The 12,907-nt window shown below is 61.0% G+C and carries 13 protein-coding genes and 1 tRNA gene; 5 read left to right on the top strand and 9 right to left on the bottom strand.

Annotated features, from left to right (window positions below; all coding sequences use genetic code 11):
• Positions 1–70 precede the first annotated feature (70 nt).
• The 5 genes from rodA to VGI36_02025 form a co-directional block, all read right to left on the bottom strand.
• Positions 71–1,174, bottom strand: a complete 1,104-nt coding sequence (gene rodA / locus VGI36_02045; protein ID HEY2483895.1) for a rod shape-determining protein RodA — start codon at positions 1,172–1,174, stop codon at positions 71–73.
• A 199-nt stretch (positions 1,175–1,373) separates the two neighbouring features.
• Positions 1,374–3,311: a penicillin-binding protein 2 gene (gene mrdA / locus VGI36_02040; protein ID HEY2483894.1), complete on the bottom strand. Its 1,938-nt coding sequence runs from the start codon at positions 3,309–3,311 to the stop codon at positions 1,374–1,376.
• 20 nt (positions 3,312–3,331) lie between these two features.
• Entirely contained in the window at positions 3,332–3,838 is a 507-nt protein-coding gene (gene mreD / locus VGI36_02035) for a rod shape-determining protein MreD (GenBank protein HEY2483893.1), read from the bottom strand.
• Positions 3,835–4,692, bottom strand: a complete 858-nt coding sequence (mreC, locus tag VGI36_02030) for a rod shape-determining protein MreC (protein HEY2483892.1) — start codon at positions 4,690–4,692, stop codon at positions 3,835–3,837. Before mreC ends, mreD begins: the two co-directional genes overlap by 4 nt.
• Before the next feature lie 50 nt (positions 4,693–4,742).
• Complete coding sequence (locus VGI36_02025) at positions 4,743–5,816, bottom strand: rod shape-determining protein (protein ID HEY2483891.1); 1,074 nt, start codon at positions 5,814–5,816, stop codon at positions 4,743–4,745.
• Between the two features lie 191 nt (positions 5,817–6,007).
• Between VGI36_02025 and VGI36_02020 the strand changes: the two genes are divergently transcribed.
• The 3 genes from VGI36_02020 (at position 6,008) to VGI36_02010 (ending at position 9,144) form a co-directional block, all read left to right on the top strand.
• Positions 6,008–7,915, top strand: a complete 1,908-nt coding sequence (locus VGI36_02020) for a SurA N-terminal domain-containing protein (protein ID HEY2483890.1) — start codon at positions 6,008–6,010, stop codon at positions 7,913–7,915.
• A gap of 27 nt (positions 7,916–7,942) precedes the next feature.
• Positions 7,943–8,773, top strand: a complete 831-nt coding sequence (locus tag VGI36_02015) for an alpha/beta fold hydrolase (protein ID HEY2483889.1) — start codon at positions 7,943–7,945, stop codon at positions 8,771–8,773.
• Positions 8,774–8,841: 68 nt separating this feature from the next.
• Positions 8,842–9,144 carry a hypothetical protein gene (locus VGI36_02010; GenBank protein HEY2483888.1) on the top strand — a complete coding sequence of 101 codons (303 nt, stop codon included), beginning with the start codon at positions 8,842–8,844 and terminating at the stop codon, positions 9,142–9,144.
• A 141-nt stretch (positions 9,145–9,285) separates the two neighbouring features.
• Here the strand turns inward: VGI36_02010 and VGI36_02005 are convergent, their stop codons facing one another.
• The 3 genes from VGI36_02005 to larC form a co-directional block, all read right to left on the bottom strand.
• Positions 9,286–9,609, bottom strand: a complete 324-nt coding sequence (locus tag VGI36_02005) for a hypothetical protein (GenBank protein HEY2483887.1) — start codon at positions 9,607–9,609, stop codon at positions 9,286–9,288.
• 85 nt (positions 9,610–9,694) lie between these two features.
• On the bottom strand, positions 9,695–10,348 hold the full coding sequence (locus VGI36_02000) for a radical SAM protein (protein HEY2483886.1): 654 nt from the start codon (positions 10,346–10,348) through the stop codon (positions 9,695–9,697).
• Positions 10,349–11,554 (bottom strand): nickel pincer cofactor biosynthesis protein LarC, encoded by a 1,206-nt coding sequence (gene larC / locus VGI36_01995; GenBank protein HEY2483885.1) that lies wholly within the window; start codon positions 11,552–11,554, stop codon positions 10,349–10,351.
• Positions 11,555–11,625: 71 nt separating this feature from the next.
• Between larC and dksA the strand changes: the two genes are divergently transcribed.
• Both dksA and VGI36_01985 read left to right on the top strand, forming a co-directional pair.
• Complete coding sequence (gene dksA / locus VGI36_01990; protein ID HEY2483884.1) at positions 11,626–11,985, top strand: RNA polymerase-binding protein DksA; 360 nt, start codon at positions 11,626–11,628, stop codon at positions 11,983–11,985.
• Between the two features lie 120 nt (positions 11,986–12,105).
• Positions 12,106–12,181 (top strand) — tRNA-Ala (locus VGI36_01985).
• A 165-nt stretch (positions 12,182–12,346) separates the two neighbouring features.
• On the opposite strand, the gene VGI36_01980 is transcribed toward VGI36_01985, so the two are convergent.
• Positions 12,347–12,907: hypothetical protein (locus VGI36_01980; protein HEY2483883.1), on the bottom strand; the 561-nt coding region annotated here is incomplete at its 5' end.

Genomic DNA, 12,907 nt, shown 5'->3' with positions numbered 1-12,907 from the left:
AATCCGCGGTCGAGCATGACTATAGCAGGGTCGCTTCGCGCCATGCAGCTGTACGGCCCGATTGCGCTTGCTAGAAAAAGTAGCGGCGGATGTTGATGCTGATCAGCAGGCCCATCGCTATCATCATTGCGATCACCGACGAGCCGCCATAGCTGACCAGCGGGAGCGTGATACCGACGACCGGCAGCAGCCCGGTTGCCATCCCGATGTTGATCGCAACCTGCCAGAACACGATCGCGACCAGACCGATCGCGAGCAGGGCTCCGAACCGATCCCGCGTGTGCCGCGCGATCCAGGCCCCGCGCGCGATCAGAATCGTGTAAAGCCCGATGAGCAGGAGCGATCCGGCCAGGCCGAACTCCTCCGCAAAAACCGCGAAGATAAAATCGGTGCTCTGCTCGGGAAGGAAGTTGAGCCGCGCCTGGGTGCCTTTCAGGAACCCCTTGCCCCAGGGTCCGCCCGAACCGATGGCGATTTCGGACTGGATGATGTGATAGCCGGAGCCGAGCGGATCAGCCTGCGGATTGACGAAGCTCACCAGCCGTTGGCGCTGGTAGGGTTTCATGTAGTGCCAGCCGAGCGGCATGACGCACAGCGCCGCCACTGCCAGCGCGATCATGGTGCGCGAATTGAGACCGCTGACGAACACCAGTGTGACCGTGATTAGAATCAGGATCAGGGCGGTGCCGAGGTCGGGCTGCTTGAGTACCAGCGCTACCGGAACGCCGAGCAGCACCGCAGGAATGATCATCTGCCGGAGACTCCACCCACCCTTGGGCGGCTCCTCGCGGAAATAACGAACCATCACCAACACCACCGCGAGCTTGGCGAGTTCGGATGGTTCCAGGTGGAAAAACCCGAGATTTATCCAGCGTCGCGAACCCCCGGTCGAGTGTCCGATAACTTCCACGGCGATCAGCAGGGCGACCGCGATCACATAGAAAGGATACGCATAGGTCGCGAGCGCTCGATAGTCGAACAGCATCACGACCAGCATCGCGACCAGTCCCGCTGCGATCCAGATGAGCTGGCGGACCACGAGTGGATCGATGGGTTTGTGGGGACCCCGGTACGAGGCGCTCATAACGCTCAGCAGTCCAATGCCCGCGAGCGCCAGTACGATCCAGAAGATCGTCCAATCGAAGCGAACAACGAGTCTGCGATCTAGCGCCACTGCGGTGTCGTGCGGCTTAGCAGTGCGAACGGGCCCGTGGCGCGAGGACGAGCGGGGCCCGCGAATAGTCTCTTCATTCCCGACCGCCCGCGCGGCGCAGAGAATCTCCCTTCACTGCCGCCGGCGAAGTGGGAGGACGCAGGCATTACCGGCCTGGAATTCTTCGCCGCCGATTCAGCGTGACTTAAGCGCACGTCGCTCAGCGTTCCTCGACGGCGTCGGTGGGGTCGTCTTCGAGCACGTGGGCGATCGCGGGGCGCGGGGTTTCGTCGTCTTCCGTCAATTCCGGCGTGGGTGGCGCTGGAGGATGAAGCTCAAAAAAGCGCTGCATCACGGCGTGCACGATGGGTGCAGATGCGGCGCCGCCATGGCCGCCGTGCTCGACCAGGCACGCGATCGCGATCTGCGGATGCTCCTTGGGTGCGAAGGCAATCAGCCAGGCGTGATCGCGATACTTCTCGGGCATCTTGTCCTCGTCCTCACCGGCGACCAGGCTGCCCTTGTTTCCCACGACCTGGGCCGTGCCGGTCTTAGCGCAGACGGTGATTCCTGGCAGTTGCGCCTTGTGCGCCGTGCCTCCCGCCCCATTGACCACATCTGCCATGGCGTTGCGGACGAAGGCCAGATTCTCGGGGCCGATGTCCACCCGTTGCTCCACGATGGGCGGATACGATCTGGCGACGCCGCCATCGAGGCCTTCGACTTCCTTGACGAACTGTGGCCGATAGCGGATGCCGCCGTTCGCGATCATCGCCGCGAATTGCGCAAGCTGCAGCGGAGTCACCGCCACGTAGCCCTGACCGATCGCGACCGACAGCGTCTCCGCCGCGTACCAGCGTTCGTGATAGCGTTTCTGTTTCCAGGCGGAAGACGGCATCACGCCGGCTTTTTCGTTGTCAAGGTCGACCCCGGTTTTGTTGCCGAAGCCGAACAGGTTCCCCCAATGCGCGAGCCTGTCGACTCCCAGGTGCTGGCCCACGTTATAGAAGTACACGTCGCAGGAGCGCACGATCGCGTTGTGGAGAGCAATGCTGCCGTGGCCGTGCTTGCGCCAGCAGTGGTATTCGCGTCCTCCGAACCAGATGCCGCCACCGCAGGTGTAGACGGTGTCTTCGTTCAAGGTGCCTTCCTGCAAGCCAGCAATTGAATCGAGAACTTTGAAGGTTGAGCCGGGCGGGTAGGTTCCCTGAATGACGCGATTTTGCAGCGGGTGGTCCGCGTTGCTCATCAGCGCGCGCCAATCCGCCGACTTGACGCCCGCCCCGAATACATCGGGATCAAACGCCGGATATGAGACCATCGCCAGGATGTCGCCGTTGTTGGGATCGAGCGCGACCAGCGCACCGTTCTTACCCTGCAGCGCCTGCTCGGCGGTCTGCTGCAGATCCAGGTCGATGGTCAGCACCACACTCTCGCCCGGCGTGTCGGGCATTTCCCTCAACACCCGCAGTCGCCGCCCGACCGCATCGACTTCGACTTCCTGTCCGCCGGGCTGGCCACGCAGGAAGGGTTCCCATCCGCGTTCGAGACCGAATTTTCCGATCTCGTCGCCCATATGGTAGGCGGTTTGTTTGATCAGATCTTCGCGGCTGACCTCACCGACATAACCGAGTAGATGGGCTGCCAGCCTGCCGTACAGGTAATGCCGGCCGGGAGTGATTTCGAGGCTGACTCCGGGAAGCTCAAGCTGATGCGCCTCGAGCGCCACGACCTTTGGCCAATCAAGACGCTCCGCGACCAGGACCGGCTCGTAAGGCGGACGCCCTTCTTCATCGGCGGCAGCGATTTTGTCGGCCACGTGATCGTCTCCACCGAGATAGCCCTCGAGGCGCTCGATGGTTTCGGAAAGATTGGGGGAATCCTCGGGGACGATCTCGGCATCGAAGGTTGGCTGGGTGTCGACCAGGGGGCGATGCCTTAGGTCGAAGACCAGACCGCGGGGCGCCGGCACCCGATGCAGGCGGATGCGATTGCGATCGGCCAGCTCGCTCATCTGGTGATGCTGCATCACTTGCAGGTAGTAGAGGCGGACCGAGACCAGCCCGAGCACCGTGATAATCGCTGCAGTCAGAATCGCGATTCTCGGCTCGAGCTTCGGGACTGGGCGGTTTTGTCGTTTGGCGTGAAACTTCGCCACGGAACGTTCCCGTCTATTATCTACTCACGCACGGGACCTACAGGCAATCCGGTCAGGCGCTTAAGCCCGCCTAGAAGCGCGAAAATGACCGGTGCGAATACGGCGGATATCGCCCCCTCGGCCGCGAATCGTGGGAACAGATCGGCTGCGTTGGGCACTGCCGCGAGTCCCGATTCCAAAATCACCGCTCCCAGCGTGGCCAGCAGTGTGCCGATGAAAACCATCACCGCGCCAATAAACGCCGTCGTGACCATCAGGCGTGTCGAAACCTCGTATGCGAGCAGGTACACGACGGTGATGAGCAAGGCATTCAACCCCAGGGTGGTACCCGCAAAGGCATCGGTCGCGTAGCCCATCCCGAACGCAAGCGCGACCGGAAGCGCGCCGTGGTGGCGCAGGCCCAAATCGACCGCGAGGATCACGACCAGGTTGGGCACCAAAATCCGCAGGGAAAACCAGTATGGTACGGCGGTCTCAATCGCGAGCGCCAGGAAGCCGAGGAAGGCGAACAGGATGGTTAATCTCACTGACCCTCGGCTCTTTGGTCGGCGGCCAGCGGCGGTGTCTGCTGCCTCACCACCAGCACCTGCTCCAACTCGCGAAAGCTCACCGCAGGTGCGAGCTGCACTGCCAGGAACAGTCCGGGGCCTTCGCGATGCACGCCGCTTACGTTGCCGACCAGGAGCCCGCGCGGAAAGATACCGTCGAGACCGGAGGTGACGATGGTGTCATGCGTCCTGATGTCCTGCGAGCGGTCCACATACTTCATGATGACTCCGTCATCGACCATCCCTGCGACGATGCCACGGACGCGCGAACGCTGGTCAAACCCATCGAGGGCGGAGTTATGATCGTCGATCAGCAAGACCCGCGAGGCGTGTGGACTGGTCTCTATGATCCTGCCCACCACACCCTCGTTTGAGAGCACGGCCATCCCTGGTCTGAGGCCGCCGGCCGAGCCCTGCCCCAGAATGAGCGTGTGCGAGATTCCGGTCGCGTCGCTCCCGATCACGTTGGCCGCGATCGCATCGGCTCCCAGCACATCGCGCAGTTCGAGCAGTTCGGTAAGGTGGCGATTTTCGGCCTCCAGTTCGGCCATCCGCGCCTGTTCAGCCTTGACGCGGGCAAGCTCGGCGATCAGGCGCTCGTTTTCCTGGCGCACCTGCACCAGGTTCAAGTAATCGTGATAGATCGAACGCAGGCCAGCGCCGAAGTTGGCGGTTCCCGCCTGGACCGGGCGCAGGACCTCGAGCATTCCGCGCGCGGGCGCGCTCACGCGATCACCTTGCCGCACGCCTGCAGTCATCAGATAAAGCGAGAGCACGATCAACGCGCCGCCGGTCAGAACCACGCGGTTGCGCCACAGAAAGGATCCCTTCACTTAAATGCGACCCGGAGTGCGGGCACAGCCACCTGTATCCACCCAACCCATCATTCAACCGTGACGCCCCGCAACAGCGACAATTCATCGAGTGCCTTGCCCGCGCCCATCACGACCGCGGTCAGCGGATCTTCCGCGAGCGTGACCGGCAATCCGACATCTTCGCGCAGCAGCACATCCAGGTTGCGAAGCAGGGCGCCGCCGCCAGCAAGCATTATGCCCTTGTCCATGATGTCCGAAGCGAGTTCCGGAGGGGTGCGCTCGAGCGCGATGCGAACCGATTCAATAATCTGGCGCACCGGGTCCTGGAGCGCTTCGCGAATCTCTTCGTCGGTGATCTCGATTTCCTTTGGCACCCCCGCGACCAAGTCGCGGCCGCGAATCTCCATGGTTTGAATTTCGTTGCCGGGGTAAGCCGAACCGATGGTGATCTTTATGAGCTCCGCGGTCCGCTCGCCGATGAGCAGGTTGTACTTGCGCTTGATGTGCTGGATGATGGCCTCGTCCATCTTGTCACCGGCCACTCGGACCGAGCGCGGAAACACGATACTGCCCAGCGAAATGACCGCGACCTCGGTGGTGCCGCCGCCGATGTCGACGATCATGTTGCCGGACGGCTCGGTGATCGGAAGTCCGGCGCCAATCGCCGCTGCCATTGGCTCTTCGATCAAATAAACTTCGCGCGCACCGGCCGATTCTGCCGATTCGCGCACCGCGCGTTTCTCGACCGCGGTAATTCCGAACGGTACACCGATCACGACGCGCGGCCGCGGCCGCACCAGAGTTTTGCCCGAGTGTGCCTTCTGGATGAAGTAACGCAGCATGTTTTCGGTGATTTCGAAGTCAGCGATCACGCCGTCACGCAGCGGACGAATCGCAGTAATTGAACCGGGCGTGCGGCCGACCATCCGCTTCGCTTCCGCACCGATCGCAAGGATGCGGCGCGAGCCGCGAGTGTCGCGCTGTACCGCCACTACCGAAGGCTCGTTACAGATAATCCCTTCGCCCTTTACGTAGACCAGGGTGTTGGCAGTGCCGAGATCGATTGCCAGATCGTTAGAGAACCAACCGAAGACCGCATTGAGAACCACGGGAATTTGCCCCTTGCCGACCCGCTCGGGCACGGCTTTTTTGCGGCTGAGCCCAGCCCGAATTTCCCCCGGAAGAGGTCTGCCAAGCCCTGAAAAATGGCGGGAAAATCGGGTTGCCGGTCCCTTTACCGCCTGCCGAGCAAGGTAACAGATGGATTGCGGCACATTCAAGTAAGCCCCCGAATTTGCGCCGCGAAAACCCGCTTGGATATGATTACGGAATCATGCTCGAACTGATGCGCCGCCATGCCTATTCCTGGACGACGCGGGTGCTGCTGGGACTCATTACGGTGGTCTTCATCTTCTGGGGTCTCGGTGCCGGATTTTTCAAGCAGGTTCGCCCGGTTGCCACCGTCGATGGCCAGCGCATCCTGAACGACCAGGTCGATCACGAGGCCGAACGCCTCCGGCAAAACCTCCAAAACATGTACGGCGCGAACGCGACCGCACTTTTGAAGAACGTCAACCTGCGGGAGGAGGCGCTCGACCAGATCATCGAGAAACAGCTCGTTTCGCGCGAAGCCCAGCACCTCGGTCTGACGGTCAGCACCGAAGCGCTGGAACAGAAAATCGCCGGCGAGCGGGTCTTCCAGTCCGATGGCCAGTTCGATTTCCAGACCTATCAGGAAGTGCTGCGCGAGAACGGCCTGAGTCCGGCCGACTACGAGAGCGGGATGCGGGTGGCGATGGTCGCTGACACCCTGCAGCGCATGATCGAAGAAGGCGTCAGTGTAAGTGAGGATGAGGCTCGCCACGCCTACGACCTGCACAACCAGCGCATCGGACTGGCCTACCTCGAGGTCCCCTGGCAGCAGTTCAGTGCGCAGATCAATCCGACCGCACAACAAATCGCCGACTTTTACAAACAGCACGCCGAGGAATTTCGCGAACCCGAGCGTGCAAAGATCGCGTTCATCCACTACGAACCGCTCGCGCTGGCGGCCCTGGCGGCACCCAGTCAGAAAGAAGTCGAAGACTACTACCAGGCCAATCTCAAAAGCCGCTTCACCCATCCGGATCTGGTGCACGCGCAGCACATCTTGATTTCCGTTCCGCCTGGGGCGAGCGCCAGTGAAAAGGCCGCAGCCAAGGCCAAGGCCGAGGACATTCTCAAACAGCTAAGGGCAGGCGCAGATTTCAAAGCGCTCGCCGAGAAATATTCCGACGATACTTCCAACAAGCAGTCGGGCGGCGACCTCGGGTTCTTTTCCCGCGGGCAAATGATCAAGCCGTTTGAAGACGCGGCCTTCAAGATGAAGCCGGGTGACATCGAAATCGTCGAAACCAGTTTCGGCTATCACGTCGTCAAGGTCGACGAGGTAAAACCCGCTCGCGTCGACACTCTCCAGGAAGCTGAGCCCCGAATCGTGGAGGGGATGCGTTCCCAGGCCGGAGCGCGGTTGGCTCGGCAAGCAATCGACGAGGATCTGAGCGCTGCGCTCACCGGCGTCAAGCTCCAGGACCTCGCGAAGAAGCGCGGCCTCGACGTCGTCCAGCCGCCGAGCTTCGCGAAGGGAGAGCCGATTCAGGGGCTCAAAGGGGAGACCGCGCTTGCGCAAAAGGCATTTTCGATGGATGCGGGGCAGGTGGGTACGGTCCCTGGTCCGGCGCCGTTTCTGGTCCAGGTGATCGAGAGGACCCCCTCGCGGGTTCCACCTTTAAAGGAGATAGAAGCCAGGGTACGCGATGCGTATGTGCGGGCGATGGCCGAGGCCGCCGCTCGCACTCAGGCGCGAAAACTGATCGGGCAGATGAAAACCCCTGCCGACTTCAAGCGGGTCGCGGAAACCAACAACCTTACGATTCACAACGTCGATTCATTCGACCGATCGACCTCCAGCATTCCCGGTCTCGGCGATTTTCCCGAGATTAGCGACGAGACCGGCACGGTGGCTACCGTGCCCGGACTGATTGAGCGGGTGATGGAACGGGACGGCAACTCATATATCTTTGAAGTCACCACGCGGTCGAATCCGTCGGAAGAAGCGTGGAAAAGTGCCAAGGATTCGTTCATGCAGGAGTACCTTGCCGGGCGCCGCGCCCAGGCTTGGACCAGGTACCTGGAGCAGCTCAAGGCGAAGGCCAAAATCACCATCGACGCCAACCAGTTTGCCAATAATACGACAGACTAGTCGATGTAGTCGTTCGCGCAGAGGAACATGACCCCACCTGCCGAAGAACCACCATCGCCGGAATTTCCGGTCGTCGACAAAAACGAATTCTTCTTTCCCGGCGAGGGAGTCAGCGCGCTCCTGGTACACGGCCTCAGCGGTACGCCGTATGAAATGCGGTGGCTGGGTGAGCAGCTGGCCGCTGCGGGAATTCGCGTGCGCGGTGTTCGCTTGAACGGTCATGCGGGTAGTCCCGAGGACCTGGGCGCATCGACCTATGACAACTGGTACGAGAGCGTGGTGCAGGGATTAGAAGACCTGCGCCGCTACGGCGACCCGAACGTGGTAGTTGGCCTGTCGGCGGGGGCGGTCTTGGCCGCGCGGCTGGCGGTGGATCAGGGCGAAGCAATCGCGGGAGTTGCGATGCTGGCGCCGGCCTTCTTTCTCTCGTGGACGGCCACCGTCGCGCTGGGCGCGGTTCGGAAGCTCGGAAAGCTGGCGAATCATCTTTATCTGCACAACGACAGCGGCTCCGACATCCACGACGCGGCGGCGCGTCGGATTCATCCGACCGCGCGTCTGTTGCCACTTTCGGCACCCATCAACCTGCTCGATCTTTCGAAGATGGTGCGTCGGCGGCTCGAGCGAGTGACACAGCCGGCCCTACTGATTTACTCGCGCCAGGATCATACTTGTCCCATGGGGCGTAATCGGAGTTTTGTTACGCGGCATCTGGGCACTGCGGAGCGCCGCGAGGTGGTTTTGGAAGAGAGCTATCACGTGATCACGGTGGACAACGAAAAACACCAGGTCGCCGCGGAAGTGCGGACCTTTGTCGAGGATTTCCGTGTGCAAAGCAAGCGGCGCGCGTTTGGCTAGAGGGGTCTGGTCCTAGTTCAGCGGCATGAGGGTCCCGAGGTTATCGAGTTTCTGACAGGAGTTTGAAAATGCGTCGTGCTTCATTGCTATTCAAAGGCCTGGTGATAGTCGCCTTCGTGGCCGCGTTGGGTGCCAACGGCGCTCGAGCGCAGACTTCACAACCCCGGGATAGTCCTACCTACGGTCAGCAGCCGCAGAGCGACGATCAGAGCACAACCTCAAAGAAATCCGACGATTCCAGCGAGGACAACCCTGGCGCCCGACCGGACCAGGACGATTCCAGTGGGAGCGCGGACTCGGACCAGAATAACAACGACAGCAACGATTCAGATTCGTCCGAGCAAGAGAATCACGAGCAAGAGAATCAATAGTCACGATCGTCGCCTGAAAGCTCGCCCGATCGCCGTGAAATGACGGAAAGTGGTTGCTCGCTCCGAATGGAGGGCACGGTATTGCGGAAGAGCCGGAGACCCCGGAACTCAGCAGTCCCGCAGGAAGCTTGACGCGCAGCGTCAGGACGGCTGCGAATCGTAATACTCTTCAAGCAGATACTTTACGTCCGGGCGGCCCAGCACCTCGATGAAGCAAACCTGGTTTTCGGCATTCAGATCGATAATCAGCTGGCCTTCCATCGCCTCCAGCTCCACGAAGGTGGCGACCTTGACCACCGGAGCGGTCGCGAAGCTGGCGCAATTTTCGTCGCCGCAGTCGCAAACCGATTCTATTTTCAGAGCGCGCAACTGACCTTCAAGCGGATCGGCCTCGGCCTGCTTTGCGAGATACACCATCTCCTCGAGCAGATCGGGCAACACGTCACTGATCAGAGGCGCTGCCATCGCGCTCAAGGGTCGTCGAATCGCATCGGCGGTCAAGGCAAAGTGCGCAATGCACTAAGTTTGCGGATTTTCGGGTCGGCGTTGCTCAAACCCCGCGCGTGTCGGGCGGCCAGATGTGTTTGTGAATCTGGATTTGCAGACGTACGGGAATACGATCTTCCAGGATCCATTGGGCGAGTTCCGCGGGGTCGAGTACTCCGAACACCGGGCTCATGAGGAGGGCGTTCACGCGGCCGTCGAGGTTGCGCGCGCGGATCGTGTCGCGTGCCCATTCATAGTCCGCGCGATCGGCCAGCACGAACTTGACTTCGTCGCGCGCGCTCAGATGCCCGAGGTTGCTCCACAGATTGCGATTGCATTCTCCGCTGCCCGGGCATTTGAGGTCCATGATTTTGATCACCCGAGGGTCGAGGCGGCTTACATCGACGGCGCCCGAGGTTTCGATCATCACCGTGTGCTGCGATTTGAGTAGGGTATCGGCTAACGGATAGATCCCTTCCTGGAGGAGCGGCTCACCACCGGTTATTTCGACCAGATTGCACTGGTGGCTGGTGACGATCGCCGCAACCTCGGCGATGGTCAGTTTGCGGCCTTCGAAGAAGGCATACTCGGTGTCACACCAGCGGCAGCGCAGGTTGCATCCGGTTAGCCGCACGAACACGCACGGGCGCCCCGCATGAGTCGATTCGCCCTGGATGCTGTAGAAGATTTCGTTGATGTGTAGCCGCTCGGAGGCCATTTAACTCAAATGCTTGCGGGCAGCTTCACGTGCCTCGTCCATAACGATTCGCAGCGGGACGCCGTGCTCCAAGGCGGCCCGCCTGCAATCATCATACTCGGGCGAGATCTGGGAAGCTCGATCTCCATCCGCATGCTGACTGTGGTCGTCCTGATGGGCGCGCGAAACCTTGACCCGAATCTTGCCGAAGGAGGTTTCAATTTCATGGATCTCGCGCGGCAACTTGAGACGCGACACCGGATGAAACCGCAGCCCGATAGTCGAGGTCTCGGTGAGGATTATCCGCGCCAGGACGTCGCGGTGCTGCGCTTCGGCGAGGACCCCGAGCACCACCCCCGGCCGCCCCTTCTTCATCATGGTCGGGGTCAGCGTCACGTCGCGTGCGGCGGCCGCGAACAGGCGTTCTACCACGTGATCATAGACCTGGGGGTTAAGGTCATCGATGTTGGCCTGGATTTCGATCATCTCGTCAGCATCGAACGCGGACTGCTGATGGCCGATCATCACGCGCAGAACGTTCGGTCGGTCTTCCAGCGTGCGCGAACCGGCGCCATACCCGACCCGTTCGATTTCGAAGGACAACGGCAGCGGAGCCGGGCGGGCAAGCGCCTTGAGCGCCGCGGCACCGGTGGGAGTGACCATCTCGGCGGCGCCATCACCTAGGCGCAGGGGAAATCCGGTTAACAACTCGGCGGTAGCGGGTGCGGGGACCGGAATGATTCCATGCTGCGAGCGCGCAAAACCCCGGCCGCCGGGCAGTGGGGAAACCAGGACCTCGCTGATTCCCAATGCGTCGAGTGCCCACGCGACGCTGACTACGTCGATGATCGAGTCGACCGCGCCGACTTCATGGAAGTGCACATGATCGGGTGGAGTGTTGTGAATTTTGCCTTCCGCCTCCGCCAGCACCTCGAACATCGCTTTCGCGCGCCGCTTGACCGTTTGTGAAAGCGCGGCGGCCTGGTCGATCATCGCGGTAATTTCACCCAAGTGCCGTTCGGGTTGGGGTTCGCCGACTTCTACTTCGAATTTCACCGCGGAGATTCCGCTCATCACGCGACGGTGCTGCGCGAGGCGATAGCCGCTCAGCGGCAGGGAGGCCAAAGCGCGTGTAAGGCTCGCGAAATCGAGTCCGCAATCGATCAGCGCGCCGACCATCATATCGCCGGCGAGGCCCGAGAATGCGTCGAGATACGCGGTTTTCATGACTGCGAGCTTTACATGCTATCAGGGCGCCGATAGAATCAGAAACTCGGCTCAGCGCCGAGCCTAAAGTAATGAGGCAACGAGACCTCAAACTCTTCCGCAAAATTCTGGAAGACCGAAAACAGGAAATTCTGAGTGAAGCGGATCGCGCCGTCGGCGAGATGAATAACGGGACCGAGGATGGGTACGCCGACCCCACAGATCGTGCCTCGCTGGAGAGCGATCGGAATTTTTTGCTGCGCCTGCGCGATCGAGAGCGCAAATTGTTGGGCAAGATCGAAGAAGCTGTCGAGCGGATCGATGAAGGCAGCTACGGCCGCTGCGAGGAGTGCGGCGGCGACATCGGGATCGAGCGACTAAAAGCACGCCCGGTCACCACCTTTTGCATATCATGCAAGTCGGCACAGGAAGCGCGCGAACGCCAAAGCTGAAACGCCGGACTTGCCCTTCTATGCCGAGTTGCGGGCAGTCGTAGTGACCCTCCAGGCAGCATCTTCACCGGCGCTTTCCTGAAGGGCTGATTCGGGCAATAATTCCGTCTCGCCTGCGGTGGGGCAGTAGCTCAGCTGGGAGAGCACCACGTTCGCAACGTGGGGGTCGAGGGTTCAAATCCCTTCTGCTCCACCATTTTTTCTTTGTAAATTAAAGGGTTCTTGCGACCAGTTGCCTGTGTGTGGCGAGTTGCAGTTCATGCGGCAATGGGAGTCTGAAACAAGCCGTTGCAGTGTCGGCGCCAACGATATGACTGCAGGTTTGCGATTGGGTGAGGTAATAAGTCCTCAAGAAGGGAGGCTACGGTTGCGCCGCTGCGATAGGCCGGCGTATCTCCGGCCAGCCCGGTGTGACACCGAAGCTGGTTGTAATAGGCTTTATAATCCTCGAGCTTCGCTCAAGATCACTCCGGGTCCAAAACAAGGTCTGATCGAGGCACTCGCGCCGCACGGTCCCGATCAATCGCTCAACGAAAGCGTGGGAACGGGGCGTACAGGCAAGCGTGTTAATCTCGCCAACGTCAAGCACGCGAAGATTCGCCAGCCAGCGATGAAAGCTAAACAGTGGATCATGATCCGAGGAGAGGTAGCGCGGCAGTGTTTGCTTTGCGATCGCTCGATTGAACATCCGGCAGACCGCGGGACCGTCGAGGTTCGCCGCGGCAACACCAAAGCCGGTGATGCGGCGGCTGAAGACGTCCATCACGACCATGACCCAAAAGCTCTCGAGCAGAATCAATTCGCAGCGAAAGAGGTCGACGCTCCACAGGCTGTCCTTGGCGTGCGCGATGACGGTTAGCCACGAAGGGCCATCACCGCCTGGCAGCGGTCGGTAGTGCTGAATGAGTATCCGTCGTACGAC

This window comes from Candidatus Binataceae bacterium (assembly GCA_036495685.1).
Classification (GTDB): Bacteria; Desulfobacterota; Binatia; order Binatales; family Binataceae; genus JAFAHS01.
Note: the sequence above shows the minus strand (reverse complement) of the source record. Positions and strands in the feature narration are given on the sequence as shown.

Excerpts from the sequence above, each read along its gene's own strand:
- larC (HEY2483885.1), bottom strand. The coding sequence starts at position 11,554 with ATGAAAACCGCGTATCTCGACGCATTCTCGGGCCTCGCCGGCGATATG.
- VGI36_02000 (HEY2483886.1), bottom strand. The coding sequence starts at position 10,348 with ATGGCCTCCGAGCGGCTACACATCAACGAAATCTTCTACAGCATCCAG.
- VGI36_02020 (HEY2483890.1), top strand. The coding sequence starts at position 6,008 with ATGCTCGAACTGATGCGCCGCCATGCCTATTCCTGGACGACGCGGGTG.
- VGI36_02010 (HEY2483888.1), top strand. The coding sequence starts at position 8,842 with ATGCGTCGTGCTTCATTGCTATTCAAAGGCCTGGTGATAGTCGCCTTC.
- VGI36_02005 (HEY2483887.1), bottom strand. The coding sequence starts at position 9,609 with ATGGCAGCGCCTCTGATCAGTGACGTGTTGCCCGATCTGCTCGAGGAG.
- VGI36_02015 (HEY2483889.1), top strand. The coding sequence starts at position 7,943 with ATGACCCCACCTGCCGAAGAACCACCATCGCCGGAATTTCCGGTCGTC.
- dksA (HEY2483884.1), top strand. The coding sequence starts at position 11,626 with ATGAGGCAACGAGACCTCAAACTCTTCCGCAAAATTCTGGAAGACCGA.